The organism is Streptomyces sp. NPDC048192, from assembly GCF_043202415.1.
GTDB lineage: Bacteria > Actinomycetota > Actinomycetes > Streptomycetales > Streptomycetaceae > Streptomyces.
Window position 1 is genome coordinate 77,374 of sequence record NZ_JBIDAL010000021.1, and the last position, 22,495, is coordinate 99,868.

Below are 22,495 nucleotides of genomic sequence, written 5' to 3' on the forward strand. Positions count from 1 at the left end.
GTGGACACACATGCTCAATGCTCAGTCCCGTCTTCTAACGGGCGGTCTGGTCACCCTGGCGCTCCCGGCCCTCATCGCGTGCCTGCTTGAAGGCATCGGCGATGGTCTCCGCGGCGCCGGACAGGGCTCCCTTGGTCTTGCCGCGGGCGCCGGACTCCGTCATTTTCCCCGTGAGCTCTGTCAGCCCGGCCGGCTTGCCTGGACCCGCTTCAAGGTCGAGGCGGTTGCACGCTTCGGCGAAGCGGAGGTAAGTGTCGACGCTGGCGACCACGACCCGTATATCGATCTTGAGTATTTCGATGCCGACAAGGGAGACCCGCACGAACGCGTCGATCACCACCCCGCGGTCGAGAATGAGTTCCAGAACGTCGTACAGGCCGCTGGTACCGCCCCCGCCGCCCTGCTGTGTCGTTGCCACGGTCATCGCAACCACCCCTGTGATGTGTCTTTGACCCGTCCCGTCACTGGGACTGCCGGCAATGGAGCGTCGGCCTTGGTGTTCCGGCTACGGGCTTCCGGGTGCGAGTAGCCGCCACGACCTACGATCAAACACCAGTGCGAGCTTGTCCGAGCGGGTCGGCTTGTCGGTGGTGTATGCGGCAGCCACGCGTGCGGGGCCGCGCGCGGCAGGCGTGGGTTTGTTCACGGCGGAGCTGCGCGTGCAGCGACAACGGGTTCAGAACGCCTGCCGCCGGGTCTCGTCGCCGGGCAGTCCCGCCGGCCCAGGGTCCGGCAAATCCGTATCGTCCCGGCTTCACCGTCAAGATCGCGACAGGCTTCTGCCGAGCCCCAGATGCGGTCTGCCTGCCGGCCGCGGTCGTGGCGGGCGGGCCTCAGGCTCCGGGGGGCCGGGTCCGGAGGCCGTCGAGGATGAGGTCGAGCAGACGCGCTGCTCGGGCCGCTGCGTCGTCGCTGGGCGGGATTCGCCACAGGACGCTGAGTTGGAGGAGTACGTCCTGCGGGTCGATGCCCGGTTTGAGCTCTTGCGAGGCGACACCGGCGTCCAGGAGAGCGGCGATGGCCTGCAGGAAGGGTTCGTAATTCTTGTCGTCGAGTCCGCCGTTGGTCGCCGCGTGGATGACCTCGGAGACGCCGTACTTGAAGCGACCGTAGTGGGCTAGGACCTCGAACCATCGGCGCAGGGCGTCGAGGGGAGGCAGGTCGGCGGCCAGGGTGTGTGCGAGGTCGATGATCTTCTGGATCTCGTGGTGGTAGAGCTCCACGATCAGGGCCTCGCGGGTGGGGAAGTGCCGGTACAGCGTGCCCACGCCCACCCCGGCCTGTTTGGCGATCGCCGTCATGGACGGGGTCGAGGACGCGGCGAAGGCCTCGCCGGCGACGGCGAGGATGCGGGCTCGGTTACTCAGCGCGTCGCTGCGGGTGGCACGGCCGGAAGGCGGATTCATGGCTGCTGGTCTCACTGGTCCGGCTGCAAAGCGGAAGGGCCTCCGTTACGTTCCCGGAGGATTACCGGAAGGGCTTCCGTTTAATCTTGCCGCACCGTCCGCGACGAGAGGGCCCCAGCCGAGGCACGGCTGGGGTTCCCGAGGCGGTGAGTGCTCGTCATCAGGTGAAGCGGCCCAGGCCGGGAACCGCTCGTTCACCCGTCGGCAGACGGCACCGCATCGCCGTCAGCGCGGGCCGGGCAACTCAGTGTTGAAGGGTGAGGACACCGGGCCGCCACGGCAGCTGGTCGTAGGGGCCAGTCGCGGTGGGGGACTTGCCCTGGTAGAGGAACTGGAGGTTGCAGGGGTCGATGGTCATGGTCTGGTCCGGGTTGTTGCGGACCAGGTCACCGTGGCTGATGTCGTTGGTCCAGGTTGCCCCGCTGTTGGCCTTGCCCGCGAAGGGATTGCTCTCGCTGCCGGACTGCGGGGTCCACGAACCGCTGAGGCTGGAGGCCGTGAACGAGCGGAAGTAGCGCCCGTTCGCCCCGATCGCCTCGACGATCATGAGGTACTGGTTCTGGCCCTGGACCTTGTAGACCTGCGGCGCCTCGAACAGGTTGTTCGTCGAGTCGCTCATCACCGTCGTGTACGACGAGCCGAAGCTGCCCGGGAAGTTGCCGATCGGCATGCTCGCCCGGTAGATACGGCCGTTGTCCCCGGCGAAGAACAGGTACATGTTCTGGCCGTCAGCGATCAGGGTCTGGTCGATCGGGCCGGTGCTGGAGTTGGAGATGCTGCCAGTGAACAGCGGCTGCGGCGCGGACCAGCCGTTGGGGTTGGTGGGGTCGCTCGATGTGCGGTAGACGAAGGGCCACGCGCCCCACTGGTATGCCAGCACCCAGATGTTCTTGGGTGCGAAGTAGAACAGCGTGGGCGCCACCGCGGCCTGGCTCATCCCGTTCTGGCCGGCCGATGCCATGTCCGACCAGTTGGAGAAGGGACTGAACATCATCGAGCCGTACGACGAGCCCGACACGTTCGACGCGTAGACCAGGTGCTTGCCGTTGTACACCACGTCGGTGAAGTCCTTGAGTGAGACCCACCCGTTCGCCGGCTGTGCCAAGGCGCCCGTCGACGTCCACCGGTACGTCGACGGAAGCGAGCAGGTACCGCCCGCGGGAGGGGCCGACGTCCCGGACAGACCGGTCCACTTCTGGTTGCTGCCGCCGTTGCAGGTCCAGAGCTCCACCGCGGTGCCGTTGGCCGTACCGGAGCCCGTGACGTCCAGGCACAGCCCGGACTCCACGCCGACGATCGTCCCGTCGGAGTTCACCCGCCACTGCTGGTTCGCACCACCGCTGCAGGTCCAGATCTGCACCCGGGTACCGGCTGCGGTGGCGTGGCCCGGAACGTCCAGGCACTTGTTGCCGTATACGGTCAGCTGGTTGCTGTCCGTCAGCGTCCACTGCTGGTTGGTCCCGCCCGAGCAGTCCCAGATCTGCATGTAGGTGCCGTCGGCCTGGTCGCCGTTCGGCACATCCAGACACCGGCCGGAACCGACACCGCGCAAGGCGCCGCTGGTGGCCGCCTGAGCAGGGTTGGCGACGAGCGTCGCCGCCAACGTGACCAGCACCGCGACCGCGGCGGAAAGCACCCCGGACAGACGTCTGCGGCTGAAACTTCCTCTGTGCATGGGGACCTCGTCATCTTGAGTAAGCGGTTCCGGCCTGGTCCGCCAGAGGCAGGCCGGACTGTCGAGGAGGGGCGGTTCGCAGCGGTGCATGGACACCGGGCGGACCTCTTATGGCCTCAGCCTCACGCGGACAGGGCATCGAGCGGGCCAGGCAGCCGTCGGCACGCCCCCGGTGCCGACAGATGTGATGGGCGCATGACATATGCATCGGACGGCGTACTCCCTCGGGGTCGTCCTGAGCGTTGACACGAGACGCGCCCTGGTGTGTGCGGTGTGACTAGGGATGGATCGCGCGTTCGTTATATCGGACAGCGGTCGGAGCATCGAGCAACTCGGATCATAGGGAACCGGTGAACGGCGTCAACCCTCCACGCATGATGCGCGCGCAAGTCCGAAAGGTTCGGACGACCCGCCATGGCGCAGTGATGGCGCCAGGCAGCTGTTTCGGACGTCGGAAGCGCGGTCGGCCAACGGTGTAGTGGAGTCGTGTCCGACAGGGAAGTGTGCCGACGTGGGCCAATCTGCTGGGTCGGTGGTCTCCGAAATATTTCGACGGTTTACCCCGGCATTCGCTCTGAAAGTTCGAAGCCACTTTCGTAAACGCGTCGTTGACTGCCGCCTGTGCGGGGCCGCATACTCTCGAGCGATCGAAGCCCTCCCGTAACGGAGATGACTCCGTGTGGCCACACCGGTCTACTTGGCATGCCCACACCCATAGCCGGAGGGGCGGGAGCACGGGTTGCAGAAGGCATCCGGCAGCCGTCAGTTCGTTGCTTCGCGCGGAACGCCCACATGTCCCCATGTACGTGATGAAGGATCAGGAGCGCAAGATGACGAGGAAAGCGCGGGGCGCGACCACTGTCGCGATCGGCTTGGGTATCGCACTTGCTGCCACCGGCTGCGCCGGCGGCAGCACGGAGAGCGGAAGCGGCTCGTCCGATGGCAAGGTCACACTGACCCTGTGGGAGAACGCACGGCCCGGGCCCGGCGCGGAGTACTGGAAGACCGCCGCGACGGCGTACCACTCACTGCACCCGAACGTCACGATCAAGATCCAGGCGATCCAGAACGAAGACTTCGACGGCAAGCTGCAGACCGCGCTCAACTCCAGCTCCGCGCCTGACATCTTCCTGCAGCGCGGCGGCGGCAAGATGCAGGCCATGGTGGACGCCGGTCAGGTCCAGCCGCTGAACCTCACCGGCACTGACAAGGCGAATGCGGGCGCGGCAGCGGTCGCAGGCTATTCGATCGACGGCAAGGTATACGCGATGCCGGTCGACACACAGCCCGAGGGCATCTACTACAGCAAGGACCTGTTCAAGAAGGCCGGCATCACCTCGCCGCCGACGACGATGGACGAACTGCGGGCGGATGTCGCCAAACTGAAGGCGATCGACGTCGCGCCGATCGCGGTCGGCGCCAAGGACGCCTGGCCGGCTGCGCACTGGTACTACAACTTCGCCCTGCGCGAATGCGGCCAGGACACCATGACGACGACTGCCAAGTCGCTCAAGTTCACCGATCCGTGCTGGACCAAAGCCGGCGAAGACCTGGCCTCGTTCTTGAAGACCGAACCGTTTCAGAAGGGTTTTCTCACGAACTCGTCGCAGCAGGGCGCCGGTTCGTCGGCGGGCATGCTCGCGAACCACAAGGCGGCCATGGAGCTCATGGGCAACTGGGACCCTGGTGTGATCGCCGACTTGACCCCGGACAAGAAGCCGCTCCCCGACCTCGGCTGGTTCCCCTTCCCCGCCGTGGACGGCGGCCAGGGCGACCCGACCGCCATCATGGGCGGCCTCGACGGCTTCTCGCTGTCCAAGAACGCGCCGAAGGAGGCCCTCGGCTTCCTGGAGTTCCTTGTGACGAAGGACCAGCAGAAGGCCTATGCCAAGGCGTTCTACACGATCCCGGTGAACAAGGATGCCCAGGAGGTCGTCACCGAGTCCTACAACGTCTCGGCGCTGCAGGCCTTCAACAAGGCCGCCTACTCCGTGCAGTTCCTCGACACCGAGTACGGCCAGAACGTCGGCAACGCCATGAACACAGCCGTCGTGAACCTGATGGCCGGCAAGGGCACCGCCGCCGACATCGTCAAGGACACCAACGCCGCTGCCGCGAAGGGCTGAGTGAACCGACGATGAGCAACACCCTGGGTACTGACGCGGCCACCGGCCGCCAGTCGCAGGGCATGCCTGGAGCCGGGGGCGCGGCCAGGTCCGCTTCTCCGGCTCCGCCGCGAGCGGCCGCGCGCCGCCGCGGCCGTGCCAAGACGCGACTCGAGATCGCGGTCCTGTCCGGGCCGGCGGTCATCATGTTCCTGACGTTCGTCATCTTCCCCGTTGCGCTCGCCGCGTTCTACGGCTTCTACCGTTGGAAGGGGTACGGGGCGCCCACCGACTGGGTCGGCCTGAACAACTACAAGCTGATCCTCACCGACCCCGCGTTCCAGCAGGCCTTGTGGCACAGCTTCCTGGTCCTGGTGCTCTCCCTGGTCATCCAGGGCCCGCTGGCCATCGTCCTCGCACTCCTGCTCAACCAGAAGATTCGCGGCCGCTCGGTCATCCGCGTGCTGATCTTCGTTCCCTACGTCATCTCCGAGGTCATCGTCGGGACCGGCTGGAGCCTGATGCTCCAGACGAACGGCGCCGTCAATGATCTCCTTGGCCACATCGGCCTGCGTTCCCTTCAGGCGGAATGGCTCTCCGACCCGAAGCTGGCCATGTGGACGCTGATGGGCATCATCTCGTGGAAGTACATCGGCTTCGCGGTGATACTGATGCTCGCCGGCCTGCAGTCGATCCCCGAGGAGCTCTTCGAGGCCGCTCAGATCGACGGCGCTTCCTTCTGGCAGATCCAGCGCCGCATCACGATGCCGCTGCTGGGGCCGACGATCCGCATCTGGGCATTCCTGTCGATCATCGGCTCACTGCAGCTGTTCGATCTCGTCTACATCGTCTGGGGTCCCTACGTCGCGGGCACGGCAGGCACCTCGACCATGGCGATCTACATGGTCGTCCAGGGCCGCAACGCGGGCAACTACGGCTACGGCAGCGCCATCGCGGTCGTCATGTTCCTGATATCGCTCGTCGTCGCGTTGATCTACCAGCGCTTCGTCCTGCGTCGCGACCTCCGGGGCGCCGTCACCGAAGGAGCCGCCTGATGAGCGCGACGACCGCCAACTCCTGGTTCTCGTCCCGTACGGAACCGGACACACCCGCCAACCGCCACCGGGACGGGCCACAGAAGTGGGGGAGTCCCCTCACCTACTTCATCGCGCTGTGCTTCATCGGGGTCTGCATCGCACCGGTGTTCTACATCGTGCTCGGCGGATTCCGCACCAACGCGCAGTTCACCACGAGCCCGGCAGCCCTTCCGCATCCGTGGGTCCTCAGCAATTACACCGGCGTCCTCACGTCGAGGACGTTCTGGGGCGAATTCGCGAACTCCGTCATCGTCGCGCTGCTGAGCACCGCCGGCATCGTCCTTCTCGGACTGATGGTGAGCTTCGCGATCGCCCGCTACGACTTCAGGCTCAAGGGGGCGATGTACGCCCTGTTCGCCGCCGGCCTGATGTTCCCGATGGTCATCGCGATCACCCCGCTCTACATCGTCATCAAGAACATCGGTCTGGTCGACAACCTGTTCGGTGTGATCGTCCCGCAGATCGCCTTCGGCCTGCCGACGACCGTCATCATCCTGGTGCCGTTCCTCAGAGCCATTCCCCACGAGATCGAGGAGGCTGCCGCGATCGACGGCGCGAGCCGACTCGGATTCTTCTTCCGCATGGTGATCCCGCTGTCACTGCCCGGTGTCGTGACGGTCGGCGTCCTCGCGTTCATCGGCAGCTGGAACAACTACGTCCTGCCCCTGTACGTCCTCAACTCGGACGCGAACTTCACACTGCCGCTCGGCGTCCAGGCCTTCTCCTCGCAGTACTCCTCGGACACCGCGAAGGTCCTCGCGTTCACCTCACTCGCCATGCTGCCCGCACTGGTCTTCTTCTCGATCTTCGAGAAGCGGATCGTCGGCGGCCTCACCGGCGCTGTGAAGGGATGAAACGAGCAGCTCAAGTGTCAGAATCGACACCGGGCACTCTCATCCCGGCCCCTGCCCTGCCGTGTCTACGGCAGGGCAGGCCACTGTCGGATGGCCGTCGCACTGGGCCTGTGAGCGGACGTGCAGGGAGCAGACTCGCCGGGCGTTCGAGGCCGCCGCCGCGATGGCCGCCAAGCTCCACGACGGTGCCCGAGACCGCGCCGTCGCCCCCGGTCTCCGGCCTCAACCCGCTCCGGCGACGTCTTGGCGACCGCACACCCAGCAGCCCCGAGCTCAGCCCGGCCGGACCCCCACCGGAGGAGTCACCTGAACGCTCCGAGGGACCTCAGGACACTCCCGCCCGCCTGGGGCACAGCGCCCATGCGCGGGCCACAGCGTATTGGCCGCCGCCGTGGGATCCGATCCGCAAGAGGCCCCGGATACCGAGAAGCACCCGCAGAAGAAGCGTGAGGTGCCAGAGCAATGACGTCGGCTTCAGAACGCCGGCCGCCGCCGCTTCGTCACCGGGCAGTCCCGCCGGCCCCGGACCCCGGCAGAACCGCATCGCCAACCCGGCCGCCCGACGCGATGCGCGCGCACTCCCTGATGCGGCACTCCACCGCCTGGCTGGGGTGACGAGGTCTTCGCGGCATGGCGTGGGGATACGGAACAGCCCGCGACGCGTCCAGGACGCCCCCCTTGCCCGCTGCCACCTACGCCGGTTCAGACTGACCGGCAAACGGAGGGCTGCGTCGCCTGGTGACGACGGGGGATGGTTATTCGCCCGTCCACCGGTTGCGGTCATGCTGTAATCGCCGGATGGCGAAGACCGAACCAGAGCTGATACGACGTTGGGTGGACGGCTGGACCGTGGCTCGCTCGCTGCCCGAGGCCGAGCCGGTCGGGTCCGCCGGGGACGGCCTGCGGTCCAAGTGCGACCAACCTGGCCGCGAGGTCGACGTGTTCGCGCTCCGTGCGGACGAGGAGCCGGAATCCTTGGCACGGTTGGCGGCCGCCGTCGCCGCCGCAACGCAGACCACCTGGCTCACGGTACCCACGCTGCGCGCCGGCACCGTCGAAGCCGTCGTCCGCGCCGCCGGACTGGAACTGCTCCACCGGTCCGAGTGGTTCATGACGACCGATCTGACCGAGCATCCGCAGCACGCGCCCACCCCGCCGTACGAGCGTGAGGTCCGCACGGAGGGACCGGTCACGGTCGTCTCCCTTCATGACTCCTTCGGAGAGGTGGCGGCGCGCGGCACCATCGCCGTGGTCGGCGCCGACGCGGTCGCCGATCGCATCGAGACGGACGCGGCGCACCGGCGTCGCGGCCTGGGCCGCGCCATGATGAGTGCTCTCGCGGAGGCCGCCGTGGCCCAAGGCGCCCGCACCGGTCTTCTCATCGCCAGTCAGGAAGGCCAGCGCCTGTACTCCTCCCTCGGCTGGCGCCACGAAGCCGACGTCCTGATCGCCCGGGGACCGATGGTTTCTCCAATACTCCAGCCGTAGATCGTCATACGACGCGCTTGGTTCCCGCGACCTTGCCCAACCTGAGCGTGGTGTAGTGGCCTCCTAGCACGAGTTGCGCGAGATCGCGGTCAGCGTTGCTGGTCCAGGAATGCCTGGAAGGCATCACCGTGCGGGTGGGTTCGTGCAGCAGCGCAATGTGGCCGAGGGGATGGCCCGGCGTGTGAATCACGCGCACCCGTCTGTCGGCCAGCCGGCGTCGGCGGCAGCGGTGAGCACGACCCGGTTCCAGGCCGGCATGGCCTCGGCCCAACTCGGTCATCGTGCGCCGCAGCAGCTCGGCGGCTTTGTCATCGCAGGCATGCCGGATGCAGTCCTGCCGACTCACTGCCGCAAAATGCTCCCACAGCGGCATCCGGCCAACGCCCGGCGGGCACAGCGACTCGCCGCCTGAATCGCATGGCCCCGTAACAACCGGCTGTCCCCATGGCCTGCGGGTGCCACAGCGGAGTGACAACGCGCCTGAACGAACGGACAGCCCCGCAGTGACGGTCGCGCAGCCTTCAACCCCCACCGAGCGCGTGCCCGCAAGGACGTGGAAGATCCGGCTCACCGGACGCAGCGAGCGTTCCGCCACGGTCTCCTGCAGCAACCCCAACTGACGGACGCCGCTTGCCTTCAAGGATCTGTCCGGCCTTGCGCCGGTGCGCCGCTCGACGCGCCGCGCCCGCGCCGAAGCCGCCACCATCCGCATCGACGCACGGTGCTACTGCGGCGCTTACGTGTGTCCCGGCGGTTTCTCCTCGCCCAAGGCCGGACCCACCGACAACCCGATCAACCAGCTCGCAGGTGTGGTCGGTCATGGCCGCAGTGCGCCGTCACCGCCTGGTCCGCAACCGCTGAGACGTGAGTCCTCTGTCTGGTGGTGTCGCGTGCTCTGCCGCTGCCAGCAGGGCACGGGTGTAGGTGTGCGCGGGATGGGTGGTGATCTGGTCGGTGGTGCCTTCTTCCACGACGGCTCCCCGGCGTAGCACCAGGGCGCGGTGTGTCATGTGGCGGATCAGTCTTCACCGGCACCGTCAGCGGCCCCGGCGTCAAGGCCTGCCTGAAGGCCACGCGGGACGAGGACAGCTTCACGAGCTTCGTCCACGACCGGCTGCCCGACCTCGACCAGCAGTTGATCCGCCGCATCATCCGCATCGTCGCGGAAACCTACGAGTTCGAATACACGTTCCGCGAACTCACCGAACGCCGCCTGACCACACCGGTCACCATCTTCAAGGCCGCCGGCGACGACTACTCCTTCATCGAGTCCCACACCGGCTACTCCGCCACCCCGCCGGCCGTCGTCGAGCTGACCGGCGACCACTACAGCGTCCTGAAGCAGCACGGCATCTCGGAACTGGCCACGGCAATCGGCACACGACTGCACGGCCTTCGGTAGCACAGCACGCTCGGCCCGGGTGTATCGGTCAGCACGTCGCCCGACCGGAGGCCGAGGCACCAGCAGACGCCCCGTCCCCGGATCGCCGAGCCGGGGACGGGGCGACTGCATCGGCTCTCCGGGGTCACCCTGTCAGGACGCGGGCGCCGGCGCCGGTGCCTCCGTGGTCCTCGTCGACCAGAAGTCCGGCGCCGGTGGCGGCCAGCACCTCCTGCACGGTGGTGCCCGGAGCGGTCTCCACCAGCCGCAGGCCCTCGGAGGTGACGTCGATGACGGCCAGGTCGGTGATGACCCGGTCGACGACCCGACGGCCGGTCGCGGGAAGACTCAGCTCCTCGACGATCTTCGGGCTGCCGTCCTTGGCGACGTGCTCCATCACGACCACCAGCCGGCGGGCGCCGTGGACCAGGTCCATCGCGCCGCCCATGCCCTTGACCATCTTGCCGGGGATCATCCAGTTGGCCAGGTCGCCCTGGGCCGACACCTGCATGGCGCCGAGCACGGAGACGTCGATCCGGCCGGCCCGGATCATGCCGAAGGAGAAGGCCGAGTCGAAGTACGAGGTCCCGGGGATGGTGGTCACGGTCTCCTTGCCCGCGTTGATCAGGTCCGGGTGCTCCTCGCCTTCGTACGGGTAGGGGCCCACGCCCAGGATGCCGTTCTCGGAGTGCAGCACGACGTGCACGCCGTCCGGCAGGTGGTTGGGTATCAGGGTCGGCAGGCCGATGCCCAGATTGACGTACTGGCCGTCGCGCAGCTCCCGGGCGGCGCGGGCGGCGAGCTGGTTGCGGTCGAGCGGCATGGTCACTGCTCCTCGGAGTCGTCGCGCGACACGGCTGCTTCGGTGCCGGCGGGCGCGGGGCGGACGGTGCGGCGCTCGATGCGCTTGGCCAGCGAGCCGTCGACCGGGACCACGCGGTCCACGTACACGCCCGGCAGATGGACGGCGTCCGGCGGCAGGTCGCCGGCGGCGACGATCTGCTCGGCCTCCACCACGGTCACCCGCCCGGCCATCGCGCACAGCGGGTTGAAGTTGCGCGCCGCCGCGTGGAAGAGGCAGTTGCCGTGCCGGTCGGCGACCGCGGCCCGCACCAGGGCGAAGTCGGCGATGATGGCTTCCTCCAGCAGGTAGCGGCGGCCGCCGAACTCCCGCGTCTCCTTGGGCGGGGAGGCCACCGCCACGCCGCCGTCGGCGGTATGACGCCACGGCAGGCCGCCCTCCTCGACCTGGGTGCCCACCCCTGCCGGCGTGTAGAACGCGGGGATGCCGGTGCCGCCGGCCCGCAGCCGCTCGGCGAGCGTGCCCTGCGGAGTCAGTTCCACCTCCAGCTCGCCGGCCAGGTACTGGCGGGCGAACTCCTTGTTCTCGCCCACGTAGGAAGAGGTCATCCGGGCGATCCGGCCCGCCCGCAACAGCAGCCCCAGCCCCCAGTCGTCCACGCCGCAGTTGTTGGACACGACCCGCAGGCCGGACGCGCTCGTCTCGGCGAGCGCGGCGATCAGCGTCGAGGGGATGCCGCACAGCCCGAACCCGCCGACCGCGAGTGTCGCACCGTCAGGGATGTCCGCCACTGCCGGCGCGGCCGCGGCCATCACTTTGTCCATGCCGTTTCCTTCTCCAGGGGTCCGTTGCGTTCGCCGGCGCAGTCCGCCCGCAGCGCGGCCAAGGCCAGCCGCTTTTCACCCTTGCCTGGAGGGCCACGCGCGGACCATGTGTGCCCATGCCATGACTCGGCCGCAAAGAGCAGTGATTGACAACATGCCGCCCGTCGTACGGCGCTCCTAGGGTTCCGGCCACCACGCACTGCGCTCCCGCCGTCGCGTACCCGGTCACCGTCATGGACAGGGCCGGTCGGGCCGGCGGCGGGCGCACGACACACCGTCAGGAGCCGATCGTCATGCGTTCCAGCCTCACGGACACGTTCAGAAGCAGATCCGTACGCGCACTCACCCTGCTCGCGGTCGGCGCCCTGGTCGCGGGCTGCTCCTCGGCCGGCACCGCCGGCACCGCGTCCGCCGGCTCGGGCGGGAAGGCCGCCCCGGTGAAGGTCGGGCTGGTCTACTCCCGCAGCGGACTCCTCGCCGCCTACGGCAAGCAGTACGAGGAAGGCTTCAAGGCGGGCCTCGCCTACGCGACGCACGGCACCAACAAGGCCGGCGGCCACCCGATCCAGGTGACGGAACAGGACGACGCGGGCGACCCGGCGAAGGCCGTCGCCGCGGCCAAGACCCTCGTGGGCAAGGGCTACAAGATCCTCGCCGGCACCACCGACTCCGGTGTCGCACTGCAGTTGGCGCCGCTGGCCGCGCAGAACAAGGTCCTGTACGTCAGCGGCCCGGCCGCCACCGACGCGGTCACCGGCGTCAACGCCTACACCTTCCGCTCGGGCCGCCAGTCCTACCAGGACATCCTCACCGCCGGCACCCTGCTCGGCGACGCCAAGGGCAAGAAGGTCACCGTGCTCGCCCAGAACTCGGCGTTCGGACAGGCCAACGTGGCCGCGGTGAAGGCCGTCCTCGGCAAGCAGGGCGCGCACGTGGACTCCGTACTCGCCCCGCCCAGCGCCACCGACCTCACCCCCTTCGCCCGCCAGACCAGGGCCGGCAAGCCGGACCTGGTGTTCGTCGCCTGGGCGGGCACCACCGCTCCCGCCCTGTGGACCGCGCTGGGCCAGCAGGGCGTGCTGGACGCGAGCAAGGTCGTCACCGGGCTCGCGGGCACCGCCTCGTACCCGATCTTCGGTACGGCGGGCTCCAAGGTCGCCTTCCTCGCGCACTACTTCCCCGGCGCCGGAGGCGGGAACCCCGTGGAGAAGGCCATGCTCGACGCCATTACCAAGGCCGGCGGCACCCCCGACCTGTTCAGCCCGGACGGCTTCACCGCCGCCCAGATGATCGTCCACGCGATCGAGTCCGGCAGCGCGACCGACACCGCCGCCATGGCCAAGGCGCTGCAGGGCTGGACCTTCGACGGACCCAAGGGCAAGGAGCAGATCCGCGCGACGGACCACGCCCTGCTGCAGCCGATGTTCACGGCCCGCCTCAAGGGCAGCGGCAAGGCCGCCCGCCCCGAGCTGATCGACAGCATCCCGATGACACAGGTCGCACCACCGGCCACGAAGACGGCGGGCTGAGCGGATGTCCTCCTCGAACACGACGTCACCGAGCGCCGCCGGCGCCCCGGACGCGGGGGAGGCCCGCACCTCCCCGGCGCCGGTGCTCCGGCTGCGGGACATCGGCTGGACGGTGGGCGGCGCGACCATCGTCGACTCGGTGACCTTCGACGTCCGCGAAGGCGAGTTCCTGGCCTTCATCGGCCCCAACGGCGCGGGCAAAACGTCCCTGTTCAACCTCGTCAGCGGGCTCAGCCCGGTCTCGCGGGGCACCATCGAACTGGACGGCCGCGACATCACCGCCGAGGCCGCCTACGCCCGCGCCCGGCGCGGCCTCGGGCGCACCTTCCAGACCTCCAGCCTCTGGCCGGGCATGACGGTCGCCGACCACGTGGGCCTGGCGGCGCAGGCCGCCGGCGGAGGGTCGTACCGGGTCTGGCGCCGCGCCGACACCTATCCGGAGCAGGTCGACCGGGTGCTGGCGCGCACCCAGCTCACGCACCGCGCCGACACCTGCGCCGACGCCCTCTCGCACGGCGAGAAGCGCAAGCTCGAACTCGCGGTCCTGCTCGTCGGCGAGCCCCGGCTGATGCTGCTGGACGAGCCGATGGCCGGCGTGAGCGCCGAGGAGGTGCCCGCGCTGACCGAGCTGATCCGGTCGCTGCACAAGGAGGAGGGGCGCACCGTGCTCATGGTCGAGCACCACATGGACGTACTGCTGGACCTGGCCGACCGGCTGGCCGTGATGCACCACGGCACGCTGCTGGCGCTGGACACTCCGGAAGCCGTGATGGCCGACCCCACCGTGCAACAGGCCTACCTGGGGGAGGAGCTGTGACCGATGCCCCTGCGCCCCTGCTCACCGTGCGCGATCTGCGGGTCGTGATCGGCGGCAGGCACATCCTGCACGGCGTCGACCTGGAGGTGGCCGCCTCCGGCACCACCGCGCTGCTGGGCCGCAACGGCGCCGGAAAGACGACCACCGTACGCGGCATCCTCGGGCTGGTTCCGCGCACCGGCAGCGTGCTGCTGGCGGGCGAGGAGACCGTACGGCTGGCCACCCACGCCCTGGTGCGCAGGGGCATCGGCTACGCCCCCGAGGACCGCGGCGTGTTCGCCACCCTCTCCGTGGCCGAGAACCTGCGCCTCGCCGAGCGGCCCGGCGCCGGTGAACCGGCCTACGACCTGGTGTACGAGCTGTTCCCGGAGCTGCGGCGACGCGCCCGGCAGGCCGCGGGCACCCTCTCCGGCGGACAGCAGCAGATGGTGGCCATCGCCCGGACCCTGCTCAACGGCAACCGGCTGATCATCGCCGACGAGCCCACCAAGGGCCTGGCGCCCAAGGTGGTCACCGAGGTCGCCCAGGCGCTGGAGCGGGCCGCCGAGGCGGTGCCGGTCCTGCTCGTGGAGCAGAACCTCGCCGTGGTGCGCCGTCTCGCCCGCCACTGCGTCGTCCTCGCCGACGGCCGCACCGCGCACCGGGGCCCGGCCGCCGGCCTGCTCGCCGACGCCGAGGCGGCGCGTCGGCTGCTCGGCGTCGGCAGCGTCGGCCACAGCCGCACTCCGACAGGGCCCGCACGCCCGTCCGTTCGCACCGCGGCGCCGCGCGCCGCCCGGACCACGGAGGAAGACACCTGATGTCCACCGTCGTGCTGCTCACCTGCACCGGGCTCGGCCTGGGCGCCCTGTACTTCCTCATCGCCTCCGGCCTGTCGCTGATCTTCGGGCTGATGGACGTGCTCAACTTCGCGCACGGAGCCCTGCTGTCCTTCGGCGCCTACGGCACCTGGTGGGCCGCCTCGGGCCATCTGCCCGGCGCCGGCTCAGGCGGCGCCGGCTTCGCCCTCGCCGTCGTCTTCGGCACCGCGGTGGGCACCCTCGCCGCCGTACTCCTCGAACTCGCCGTGATCCGCCCGCTCTACACCCGTCCCCGCGAGCAGATCCTCGCCACGGTGGGCGTGGGCCTTGCCGTCCCGGCCCTGCTGTCCGCGATCTGGGGATCCGACGCGCGGACCTTCCCCGGGCCGAAGGCGCTGTCCGGCACCTTCGGCCTGCTGGGCGCCGAAGTACCGCTCAACCGGCTGGTGCTGATCGCCGCAGCCCTGGCGGTGCTGACCGCGCTCAAGCTGTTCCTCGGCCGCACCCGGCACGGGCTCGTGGTCCGCGCGGGGGTGGAGGACCGGGCGATGGTCACCGCGCTCGGCATCGACGTGCGCAAGGCATTCACGCTGATCTTCGCCATCGGCGGCGCGGCGGCGGCCCTCGGCGGTGCCCTCGGCGGCCTCTACTTCGGCTCCGTGGACCCCGAACAGGGCACCTCGCTGCTGATCTTCGCGTTCGTGGTCGTCGTGACGGGCGGCATGGGCTCGCTCACCGGCGCCGCCCTGGCCTCGGTCGCCGTGGGCCTCGTCCAGCAGTTCGCCAACTACTACACCACCGCCGGGCTCGGCGACCTCGCCGTCGTCGTCCTGCTCGCCGCCCTGCTGCTCGTCCGGCCGCGGGGGCTCACCGGGAGGCTCGCATGACCACCGCCACCCAGCCGCGTGGCCGGGCCCGCACCGCGGACCACCCCGTCGCCACGCGCTCCGAACGGCTGCGGCGCGCCACCCGCTGGTGGCCCGCCCTGCTGCTCGTGGTGCTCTTCACCGCGCCCTACAGCGCGCTGCCGCTGCCGGGTCTCCTGGACGGCCCCATCGGCAGCCCCGGCAACCTGCAACTGCTCGCCCTGTGCCTGGTGTTCGGCGCCCTGGCCACCGGCTACGACCTGCTGCTCGGCCGCACCGGACTGCTGTCCTTCGGGCACGCCCTCTACTTCGCCGCCGGCACCTACGTCACCAACACCGTCATGCTGGAGGCAGGCCTGCCGTTCGCCGCGTCCGCGCTGCTCGGCCTGCTCACGGGCGTGGCGCTGTCCGCCCTGCTGGGCGCGGTCGGCCTGCGGGCCAGCGGCATCGGATTCTCCATGGTGACGTTGGCCTTCGCGCAGGCCGGGTCGATCCTCGTGCAGCGCGACCCCGGAGGCGTCACCGGCGGTGAGGAGGGCAGGGCCGCGCCCGCCGACCGGCTGCCCGCCTCACTGGTCGGCATCGAGCACACCGCCAACCTGTACTGGATCGCCCTGGCCTATCTCGTCCTGGTGCTGGCGGTCGTGCAGTGGACGGTCCGCTCGCCCATCGGCCGGGTCTGGGAGGGCATCAAGGAGAACGAACGCCGTGTGGAGGTGCTGGGCCTGCGCCCGTACGGTTTCAAACTGGCCGCGTTCGTCCTGGCCGGCACCCTGGCCGCGCTCGGCGGCATCGTGTACCTGCTGCTGACCGGCGGCGCCACCCCGCAGACGACCACCTCCGACTTCACCCTGTCGCTGCTGGTGATGGTGGTGCTGGGCGGTTCGGGCACCCGGTGGGGTCCCCTGGTCGGCGGGGTCCTCTACACCTGGGCCGACCACCGGCTCGGCGACCTGGCCGGTTCGGGCGCGGTGGCCGGCCTGCCCTCCGTGCTGCGGGTGCCGCTCTCGCAGCCGCTGTTCCTGCTCGGCGCCCTGTTCGTCGCGGTGATATACCTGCTGCCCGGCGGCGTGGCGCGGCTGCCCGCCCGGCTGCGTGCCGCCCGTGCGCCCCACGCGGCCGCCGACCACGAGGAGGTCCCCCAGCCATGAGCCGCACTCCGCGGAACGACACGACGGCGACCCGCCAGGACGCGGCGGTGCCCGCTCACGACGAGCTGCACGTGCCGGTGCGGGGCGGGGAGCTGGCCGTGCTGCGCTGGCCGGCCGACGACCCGGGCGCGCCGGTGGTGCTCGCGCTGCACGGCATCACCGCCAACGGCCTGAGCTGGGCGCGTGTCGCCCACCACCTGGCCGGCCGGGTCACCCTGGTGGCGCCCGACCTGCGCGGCCGGGGCCGCAGCGGGCGCGTGCCCGGTCCGTACGGCATCGCCGTGCACGCCGACGACATGGCCGCCGTGGTGGAAACCCTGGGCGTGGAGCGGGTGGTGCTGACCGGCCACTCGATGGGGGCCTTCACGGCGGCGCTGACCGCGGTGCGCCACCCGCATCTGCTGTCGGGCCTGGTGCTGGTGGACGGCGGTGTGGGCTTCCCCGTTCCGGCCGGCGTCGACCCCGACGAGCTGATCACCGCGGTGATCGGTCCGGCCATGCGGCGGTTGTCGATGACGTTCCCGGACCGTGCGGCCTACCGGGCGTTCTGGCAGGGGCATCCGGCCTTCGCCGGCTCCTGGTCGCCGTGGGTGGACGCCTACATCCAGCGCGATCTGGTGGGGGAGGAGCCCGAACTGCGCTCCTCCTGCAGCCTGGAGGCGGTGCGCACCGACGGCGTGGACCAACTCGGCGGGGAGGTGCCGGGCGCGGTGCGCCGGCTGCCCCTCCCGGCCGTACTGCTGTGGGCGGAACGCGGTCTGATGGGCGAGCCGCAGGGCCTGTACGACGAGCAGCGGCTCGCCGCCGCCGGCCTGGACCCGCAACTCGTGCGCACCCGGCTCGTCCCCGGCACCAACCACTACACGATCCTCATCGGCGACGAGGGTGCCCGGGTCGTGGCGCAGCACCTGCTGGCCGCGGCCGGTGTGGCAGGAACCTGAGGGCCGGGCCGTACGCCGTCACGGCGAAACGCGCCGGTTCCCGTCCGGCGCATCCCGCCTCGCACCGGAACAGCGGGTGCAGCCCTGCGCTGTCCTGTCGCAAGGCCGAGTCGCTGTGTCCGGACGTGTCCAGGAGGCAGGGGCCCGGCGAGGAGCGGTGCGCCCGCGTCCGGCCGGGCGTCAGGTGCCCGACAGCAGATGCAGGCGCAGGGCGAGTTGGAGTTCCAGGGCCTGTTCGGGGGTGTTCCAGTCGGGGCCGAGCAGCGCCTGGATGCGGTCCAGACGCTGCACCACGGTGTTCACATGGACGTGCAGTTCCTCCTTCGCCCGGGTGAGGCTCCCGCCGCAGCCGAAGTAGGCGCTCAGGGTGCGGACGAGTTGGGTGCCGCGCTGGGCGTCGTACTCGAGCAGCGGTCCCAGGGCGGCGGTGACGAAGCCGTCCACGTCATGGTGATCGCCCAACAGCACGCCCAGGAAGCCGAGTTCGGCGACGCTCGCCCCGTGTCCGTCCCGGCCGAGGACCTGCAGGGCCCGCAGACAGCGCAGGCCCTCGGCGTGCGCGTCGGCGAGGGCCTGCGGCCCGGCCGCGGGCCCGGCGCCGGCCACCGTGACCGGCGCGCCGGTCAGTTGGCCGAGCTGTCCCGCGGCGACGCCGGCCGCCTCGCCGGGCGCGGTGCCGTCGCACGGGAGCAGCAGCACGACGGCGCCGTCGTGTTCCGCGCTGACGCCGCCGCATCCGAACAGGTACTGCACGGCGGCGTCGGCGAGCCGCTGCCGGGCCGCCTCGCCGGTCCGGGCGACGAGCAGGATGTGGGGCCGGTCGAGGTCGATGCCGAGGCGGCGGCCGCGGGCCACCAGGCCGGCCGGGTCGCGGCCGGGTGCGGTGAGCAGATCGGTGATCAGGTCGCCGCGGACCCGGTTCTCGGTCTCCGCGACCGAACGCCTCAGCAGGAGCAGCAGGGAGGTGACGACGCTGCTCCGCTCGAACAGGCGCAGGTCGGGGCCGTCCAGATGGGGCCGCCCGTACAGGACCAGACAGCCCAGCAGTTCCTGCCCGGCCAGCACCGCGCAGACCCAGCGGCCGTCGCGGAACACCGCGTGTGCGGCGGCGCGTGAGCTCTTCGCCGCTTCGACCAGTGCCGCCGCCTCTTCGGCGCGGCCCGTGTCCTCCCTGGTGCCGGCGACCGCGCCGCCGTGCTCGCCGACCGCGGTGAGCGGCCGGCCGGAGCTGTCGTGGACCGCGACGTCCCCGTTCAGCAGAGCGGCCACGGCGGTGGCCACGTCCGAGACGTCGCCGCCGCGCAGCACCAGGTCGGTGAGCCTGTCGTGGGCCGACTCGGCGCGCTGCATGGCGGCGGAGTTCTCCCGGATGACGGCGTTGGCCTCGGCCAGCTCGGCCAGCGCCGCCCGTGCGTCGGCCATGGCCTTGGCGGTGTCGATGGCGATGGCGGCGTGGTCGGCCAGCGAGCATAGGAGGGCGACCTCGTCCGGGGCGAAGGTGCGCGGCGTGCGGTCCGCGGCGAAGAGCGCCCCGATGACCTGGCCGCCGCTTCCCGACCCCAGCAGCAGCGGCACGCCGAGGATCGCGACCAGGCCCTCGTCGAGGACACCGGCGTCGATGCTGCCGGTGTGCAGGAAGCGGTCGTCGGTGCGGTAGTCCGGGGAGGCGTAGGGGCGGGCGGTCTGCGCGACCAGGCCGCCCAGGCCCTCGCCCAGCTGCAGGCGCAGGTTCTGGAACAGCTCCGACACCGAGCCGTCGGTGACGCGCATGTACGTGTCCCCGGCTTCCTCGTCGGGCAGCGTGAGGTAGGCCGTGTCGGTGCCCAGGAGCATCCTGGCCCGCCGGACGATGGAGCGGAGCACGGCGTCGAGGTCGCGCAGGGCCGCCAGGTCGCCCGCGGTGTCGAAGAGCGCGGTCAGCTCCGTCTCCCTGCGCCGGTGCTGCCGGAGTGTGCTCTGTACCCGCAGCGCCGCCTCGGTGGCCTGCTCGACCTCCGCGAGATCCTCGGCGGCGGCACCGCTGCGGCGGGCCTCGACGGCGACTGCGCCGAGGTCCTCGGCGGGGGCGCCTGCGGCGAGGAGCTCGAGCAGCCGGCGCAGATGGGGGGTGACTGAGGTGGGCTTGTGCGGCATGGGCGGGCAACCGTTGCGACGTCGGTGGGCGGTGGAATGGGTGCGCGGCCGAGGAGGTCTGGGGCTTCCCCCGGGGCGGGGTGGGACCCAGGCCTCCTCAGCCGGTCAGCGGCGCGGCACCGCGGCCTTCGGCCGGCCGGCGGTGCCGGGCCGTCAGGCGGACGCGGTCGTCTGCTGGTCCGGGACCGGCCGTACCGCGGAGCCGTCCGGGTCGATCGTGGCCAGGTCCCGGCCGCGTGTCTCGCGGGCGGCGACGACGGCGATCACGGTGATCAGGGCGGCCAGGCCGACGTACACCGAGATGGGGGTGGAGTCGCCGTAGGAGCCGAGGAGCGCGGTGGCGATCAGCGGGGCCGGTGCGCCGGCCGCCACCGAGGAGAGCTGGGCGCCTATGGAGGCGCCGGTGTAGCGCATCCGGGTGGCGAACAGCTCGGAGAAGAACGCCGCCTGCGGCGCGTACATGGCGCTGTGGAAGATCAGCCCGACGGTGACGGCCAGCACGAGCGCGGGGAACGACCTGGTGTCCAGCAGCGCGAAGAACGCCCAGGACCACAGGCCGACACCGACCGCCCCCACCAGGTACACCGGCTTGCGGCCGACCCGGTCGGAGAGCGCGCCGAACAGCGGGATCAGGCAGAACTGCACGGCCGAGCCGATGAGAACCGCGTTCAGTGACGTCTGCTTGTCGATCTTGAGGTGGTCGACGCAGTAGGTGAGGACGAAGGCGGTGATCACGTAGTACGAGATGTTCTCGGCCATCCGCGCGCCCATCGCGACCAGGATGTCCCGCCAGTGGTGGCGCAGGACCGCGACGAACGGCAGCTGCTCGGCCCGCTGCTCCGCCTTGCGCTGCTCGGCCTTGGCGAGCGCTTCCTTGAACAGCGGGGACTCGTCGACGGACAGCCGGATCCACAGACCGATCATGACCAGGACGGCCGAGAGCAGGAAGGGCACCCGCCAGCCCCAGGAGTTGAACGCGTCGTCGCTGAGCACGGTGGTCATCAGGGAGAGGACTCCGACGGCGACCAGGTTGCCGGCCGGTGCGCCTCCCTGCGGCCAGGACGCCCAGAAGCCGCGCCTGTTGGCATCCCCGTGTTCGGACACCAGCAGTACGGCGCCGCCCCACTCGCCGCCCAGGGCGAAGCCCTGGATCAGGCGCAGGGTGGTCAGCAGCAGCGGGGCGGCGACGCCGATCGTGTCGTAGCCGGGCACGCAGCCGATCAGGGCGGTGGACAGGCCCATCATCAACAGGCTGATCACCAGGAGCTTCTTGCGGCCGAGGCGGTCGCCGAAGTGACCGAAGACCACGGCGCCGATCGGGCGGGCGGCGAAGCCGATGGCATAGGTGAGGAAGGACAGCAGGGTGCCGGTCAGCGGGTCCGACTCGGGGAAGAACACGTGGCCGAAGACCAGGGCGGCGGCCGATCCGTAGAGGAAGTAGTCGTACCACTCGATGGTGGTGCCGATGAGGCTGGCCGCGACGATCTTGCGCAGGGCGGCCGGTCTTGCCGAGGTGCCTGTGTCGTTCACGGCGTTGTGAGCGCTGGGCATGGTTGTCACCGTTTCGGAGTGAGAGTTGAGCGGAAGCCGCCGGACCGGCCGACGCTGGGGGACGAACGGGGAGGCCGGGGGAGTTCGTTGGTGCGGAGCGCCGGCAGGACGCCGGCCGGTGGGTGACGGCCCGTCAGTGGGCCGTCCAGCCGCCGTCCAGGGGGATCGAGCTGCCGGTGATGTAACTGCTGCGATCGCTGCACAGCCACAGGGCCGCCTCGGCGACCTCGGCCGGCTCGATCAGGCGCTTGATCGCGGTGCGTTCCAGGAACACCTGGTCCATCACATCCGCCGCCGGGATGCCGTGGGCGAGCGCCTGGTTGGCGATCTGCTCCTCCACCAGCGGAGTGCGGACGTAGCCGGGATTGATGCAGTTGCTGGTCACACCGTGTGCGGCGCCCTCCAGGGCGACCACCTTGCTCAACCCCTCCAGGGCGTGCTTCGCCGTGACGTACGCCGATTTGTAGGCGCTGGCCCTCAGGCCGTGCACCGAGGAGATGTTGACGACCCTGCCCCACCCTTGCGCGTACATGTGCGGCAGGGTGCGGCGCAGGATCCGGAACGGTGCCTCGACCATCACCTTCTGGATCAGCGTGAAGCGTTCCGGGGGAAACTCGTGCACGGGCGCGACGTGCTGCAGGCCGGCGTTGTTGACCACGATGTCGGCGTCGTCCGGCAACGCGTCCACGGCGTCGGCCCCGGAGAGGTCGGCCACGACGGCGATGCCGCCGGTCGTCTCGGCCACCTCCTTGGCGGCCTCCGCGGCCCGGTCGACCACGTAGACCTCGGCACCGGCCGCGGCGAGGGCCTCGGCGCAGGCCCGGCCTATCCCGCTGGCCGCACCGGTGACCAGGGCTCTGCGCCCGGTGAGGAAGCGGGTCCGGGCCAGGTCGGACGCGGTGGCGTGACCGGTCCCGGGATGCTGGGGCGAGCCCTCGGGGGAACTCTTGGCGCTGTCCATGGCCGAACACGGTAGGTAGGAACCATGGGGCGAGACATGTGGTCCGCATATACATTTGTGGCACGCCAGATGGGTTCCATCGCTATGTTCGGGTGGCCGACACCCGCTCCCGGC

20 protein-coding genes and 1 pseudogene are annotated in these 22,495 nt (G+C 70.3%); 11 read left to right on the plus strand and 10 right to left on the minus strand.

All coding sequences use genetic code 11. The features are described 5' to 3' along the window. Positions 1-34: 34 nt before the first annotated feature. The 3 genes from ACGFZN_RS34700 to ACGFZN_RS34710 all read right to left on the minus strand — a co-directional run bounded on the left by ACGFZN_RS34700 (position 35) and on the right by ACGFZN_RS34710 (position 3,081). A complete protein-coding gene (locus ACGFZN_RS34700; protein WP_393862439.1) occupies positions 35-424 on the minus strand; it encodes a gas vesicle structural protein GvpA in 390 nt (129 codons plus the stop codon). Between the two features lie 409 nt (positions 425-833). Beyond that, on the minus strand, positions 834-1,406 hold the full coding sequence (locus tag ACGFZN_RS34705; protein WP_393862440.1) for a TetR/AcrR family transcriptional regulator: 573 nt from the start codon (positions 1,404-1,406) through the stop codon (positions 834-836). 244 nt (positions 1,407-1,650) lie between these two features. Further along, the gene (locus tag ACGFZN_RS34710) at positions 1,651-3,081 is read right to left on the minus strand and encodes a non-reducing end alpha-L-arabinofuranosidase family hydrolase (RefSeq protein WP_393862441.1); all 1,431 of its coding nucleotides are present in this window, start codon (positions 3,079-3,081) and stop codon (positions 1,651-1,653) included. An 800-nt stretch (positions 3,082-3,881) separates the two neighbouring features. Here ACGFZN_RS34710 and ACGFZN_RS34715 point away from each other — a divergent pair. From ACGFZN_RS34715 to ACGFZN_RS34730, 4 genes are all read left to right on the plus strand, one after another. Continuing rightward, a complete protein-coding gene (locus tag ACGFZN_RS34715) occupies positions 3,882-5,207 on the plus strand; it encodes an extracellular solute-binding protein (RefSeq protein ID WP_393862442.1) in 1,326 nt (441 codons plus the stop codon). Between the two features lie 11 nt (positions 5,208-5,218). Then, positions 5,219-6,241: a carbohydrate ABC transporter permease gene (locus ACGFZN_RS34720; protein WP_393862443.1), complete on the plus strand. Its 1,023-nt coding sequence runs from the start codon at positions 5,219-5,221 to the stop codon at positions 6,239-6,241. Next, complete coding sequence (locus tag ACGFZN_RS34725) at positions 6,241-7,137, plus strand: carbohydrate ABC transporter permease (RefSeq protein ID WP_393862444.1); 897 nt, start codon at positions 6,241-6,243, stop codon at positions 7,135-7,137. Before ACGFZN_RS34720 ends, ACGFZN_RS34725 begins: the two co-directional genes overlap by 1 nt. A gap of 798 nt (positions 7,138-7,935) precedes the next feature. Then, positions 7,936-8,625 (plus strand): GNAT family N-acetyltransferase, encoded by a 690-nt coding sequence (locus ACGFZN_RS34730; protein WP_393862445.1) that lies wholly within the window; start codon positions 7,936-7,938, stop codon positions 8,623-8,625. A 4-nt stretch (positions 8,626-8,629) separates the two neighbouring features. Here the strand turns inward: ACGFZN_RS34730 and ACGFZN_RS34735 are convergent, their stop codons facing one another. Both ACGFZN_RS34735 and ACGFZN_RS34740 read right to left on the minus strand, forming a co-directional pair. Beyond that, on the minus strand, positions 8,630-9,337 hold the full coding sequence (locus ACGFZN_RS34735) for a hypothetical protein (RefSeq protein ID WP_393862446.1): 708 nt from the start codon (positions 9,335-9,337) through the stop codon (positions 8,630-8,632). A 124-nt stretch (positions 9,338-9,461) separates the two neighbouring features. Beyond that, positions 9,462-9,635, minus strand: coding sequence for a hypothetical protein (locus ACGFZN_RS34740; RefSeq protein WP_393862447.1), 174 nt, complete (start codon positions 9,633-9,635; stop codon positions 9,462-9,464). A gap of 8 nt (positions 9,636-9,643) precedes the next feature. Here ACGFZN_RS34740 and ACGFZN_RS34745 point away from each other — a divergent pair. Beyond that, a pseudogene (locus tag ACGFZN_RS34745) lies at positions 9,644-10,027 on the plus strand (hypothetical protein); the annotation flags it as partial. Positions 10,028-10,151: 124 nt separating this feature from the next. On the opposite strand, the gene ACGFZN_RS34750 reads toward ACGFZN_RS34745, so the two are convergent. Together ACGFZN_RS34750 and ACGFZN_RS34755 are read right to left on the minus strand one after the other, a co-directional pair. Further along, positions 10,152-10,829, minus strand: a complete 678-nt coding sequence (locus ACGFZN_RS34750; RefSeq protein WP_393862448.1) for a CoA transferase subunit B — start codon at positions 10,827-10,829, stop codon at positions 10,152-10,154. 2 nt (positions 10,830-10,831) lie between these two features. Further along, positions 10,832-11,632, minus strand: coding sequence for a CoA transferase subunit A (locus ACGFZN_RS34755; protein WP_393862449.1), 801 nt, complete (start codon positions 11,630-11,632; stop codon positions 10,832-10,834). 293 nt (positions 11,633-11,925) lie between these two features. Here ACGFZN_RS34755 and ACGFZN_RS34760 point away from each other — a divergent pair, with 293 nt between their 5' ends. Genes ACGFZN_RS34760 through ACGFZN_RS34785 form a run of 6 tightly spaced genes read left to right on the plus strand, consistent with a single transcriptional unit; the run spans position 11,926 to position 17,736 of the window. Then, a complete protein-coding gene (locus tag ACGFZN_RS34760) occupies positions 11,926-13,161 on the plus strand; it encodes a substrate-binding domain-containing protein (RefSeq protein WP_393862450.1) in 1,236 nt (411 codons plus the stop codon). A 4-nt stretch (positions 13,162-13,165) separates the two neighbouring features. After that, positions 13,166-13,978: an ABC transporter ATP-binding protein gene (locus tag ACGFZN_RS34765; RefSeq protein ID WP_393862451.1), complete on the plus strand. Its 813-nt coding sequence runs from the start codon at positions 13,166-13,168 to the stop codon at positions 13,976-13,978. Beyond that, complete coding sequence (locus tag ACGFZN_RS34770; protein WP_393862452.1) at positions 13,975-14,778, plus strand: ABC transporter ATP-binding protein; 804 nt, start codon at positions 13,975-13,977, stop codon at positions 14,776-14,778. The genes ACGFZN_RS34765 and ACGFZN_RS34770 overlap by 4 nt, the downstream gene beginning before the upstream one ends. Continuing rightward, positions 14,778-15,665, plus strand: a complete 888-nt coding sequence (locus tag ACGFZN_RS34775) for a branched-chain amino acid ABC transporter permease (RefSeq protein ID WP_393862453.1) — start codon at positions 14,778-14,780, stop codon at positions 15,663-15,665. The genes ACGFZN_RS34770 and ACGFZN_RS34775 overlap by 1 nt, the downstream gene beginning before the upstream one ends. After that, on the plus strand, positions 15,662-16,795 hold the full coding sequence (locus ACGFZN_RS34780) for a branched-chain amino acid ABC transporter permease (RefSeq protein WP_393862454.1): 1,134 nt from the start codon (positions 15,662-15,664) through the stop codon (positions 16,793-16,795). The genes ACGFZN_RS34775 and ACGFZN_RS34780 overlap by 4 nt, the downstream gene beginning before the upstream one ends. Beyond that, a complete protein-coding gene (locus ACGFZN_RS34785) occupies positions 16,792-17,736 on the plus strand; it encodes an alpha/beta fold hydrolase (protein ID WP_393862455.1) in 945 nt (314 codons plus the stop codon). The genes ACGFZN_RS34780 and ACGFZN_RS34785 overlap by 4 nt, the downstream gene beginning before the upstream one ends. A 180-nt stretch (positions 17,737-17,916) precedes the next feature. Here the strand turns inward: ACGFZN_RS34785 and ACGFZN_RS34790 are convergent, their stop codons facing one another. The 3 genes from ACGFZN_RS34790 to ACGFZN_RS34800 all read right to left on the minus strand — a co-directional run bounded on the left by ACGFZN_RS34790 (position 17,917) and on the right by ACGFZN_RS34800 (position 22,381). Further along, entirely contained in the window at positions 17,917-19,869 is a 1,953-nt protein-coding gene (locus ACGFZN_RS34790) for a helix-turn-helix domain-containing protein (RefSeq protein WP_393862456.1), read from the minus strand. 153 nt (positions 19,870-20,022) lie between these two features. After that, positions 20,023-21,420: an MFS transporter gene (locus tag ACGFZN_RS34795; RefSeq protein WP_393862457.1), complete on the minus strand. Its 1,398-nt coding sequence runs from the start codon at positions 21,418-21,420 to the stop codon at positions 20,023-20,025. Positions 21,421-21,553: 133 nt separating this feature from the next. Then, positions 21,554-22,381: a 3-hydroxybutyrate dehydrogenase gene (locus ACGFZN_RS34800; RefSeq protein ID WP_393862458.1), complete on the minus strand. Its 828-nt coding sequence runs from the start codon at positions 22,379-22,381 to the stop codon at positions 21,554-21,556. Positions 22,382-22,495 lie beyond the last annotated feature (114 nt).

Excerpts from the sequence above, each read along its gene's own strand:
- ACGFZN_RS34700 (WP_393862439.1), bottom strand. The coding sequence starts at position 424 with ATGACCGTGGCAACGACACAGCAGGGCGGCGGGGGCGGTACCAGCGGC.
- ACGFZN_RS34705 (WP_393862440.1), bottom strand. The coding sequence starts at position 1,406 with ATGAATCCGCCTTCCGGCCGTGCCACCCGCAGCGACGCGCTGAGTAAC.
- ACGFZN_RS34710 (WP_393862441.1), bottom strand. The coding sequence starts at position 3,081 with ATGCACAGAGGAAGTTTCAGCCGCAGACGTCTGTCCGGGGTGCTTTCC.
- ACGFZN_RS34715 (WP_393862442.1), top strand. The coding sequence starts at position 3,882 with ATGTACGTGATGAAGGATCAGGAGCGCAAGATGACGAGGAAAGCGCGG.
- ACGFZN_RS34720 (WP_393862443.1), top strand. The coding sequence starts at position 5,219 with ATGAGCAACACCCTGGGTACTGACGCGGCCACCGGCCGCCAGTCGCAG.
- ACGFZN_RS34725 (WP_393862444.1), top strand. The coding sequence starts at position 6,241 with ATGAGCGCGACGACCGCCAACTCCTGGTTCTCGTCCCGTACGGAACCG.
- ACGFZN_RS34730 (WP_393862445.1), top strand. The coding sequence starts at position 7,936 with ATGGCGAAGACCGAACCAGAGCTGATACGACGTTGGGTGGACGGCTGG.
- ACGFZN_RS34735 (WP_393862446.1), bottom strand. The coding sequence starts at position 9,337 with ATGCGGATGGTGGCGGCTTCGGCGCGGGCGCGGCGCGTCGAGCGGCGC.
- ACGFZN_RS34740 (WP_393862447.1), bottom strand. The coding sequence starts at position 9,635 with ATGACACACCGCGCCCTGGTGCTACGCCGGGGAGCCGTCGTGGAAGAA.
- ACGFZN_RS34750 (WP_393862448.1), bottom strand. The coding sequence starts at position 10,829 with ATGCCGCTCGACCGCAACCAGCTCGCCGCCCGCGCCGCCCGGGAGCTG.
- ACGFZN_RS34755 (WP_393862449.1), bottom strand. The coding sequence starts at position 11,632 with ATGGACAAAGTGATGGCCGCGGCCGCGCCGGCAGTGGCGGACATCCCT.
- ACGFZN_RS34760 (WP_393862450.1), top strand. The coding sequence starts at position 11,926 with ATGCGTTCCAGCCTCACGGACACGTTCAGAAGCAGATCCGTACGCGCA.
- ACGFZN_RS34765 (WP_393862451.1), top strand. The coding sequence starts at position 13,166 with ATGTCCTCCTCGAACACGACGTCACCGAGCGCCGCCGGCGCCCCGGAC.
- ACGFZN_RS34775 (WP_393862453.1), top strand. The coding sequence starts at position 14,778 with ATGTCCACCGTCGTGCTGCTCACCTGCACCGGGCTCGGCCTGGGCGCC.
- ACGFZN_RS34780 (WP_393862454.1), top strand. The coding sequence starts at position 15,662 with ATGACCACCGCCACCCAGCCGCGTGGCCGGGCCCGCACCGCGGACCAC.
- ACGFZN_RS34785 (WP_393862455.1), top strand. The coding sequence starts at position 16,792 with ATGAGCCGCACTCCGCGGAACGACACGACGGCGACCCGCCAGGACGCG.
- ACGFZN_RS34790 (WP_393862456.1), bottom strand. The coding sequence starts at position 19,869 with ATGCCGCACAAGCCCACCTCAGTCACCCCCCATCTGCGCCGGCTGCTC.
- ACGFZN_RS34795 (WP_393862457.1), bottom strand. The coding sequence starts at position 21,420 with ATGCCCAGCGCTCACAACGCCGTGAACGACACAGGCACCTCGGCAAGA.
- ACGFZN_RS34800 (WP_393862458.1), bottom strand. The coding sequence starts at position 22,381 with ATGGACAGCGCCAAGAGTTCCCCCGAGGGCTCGCCCCAGCATCCCGGG.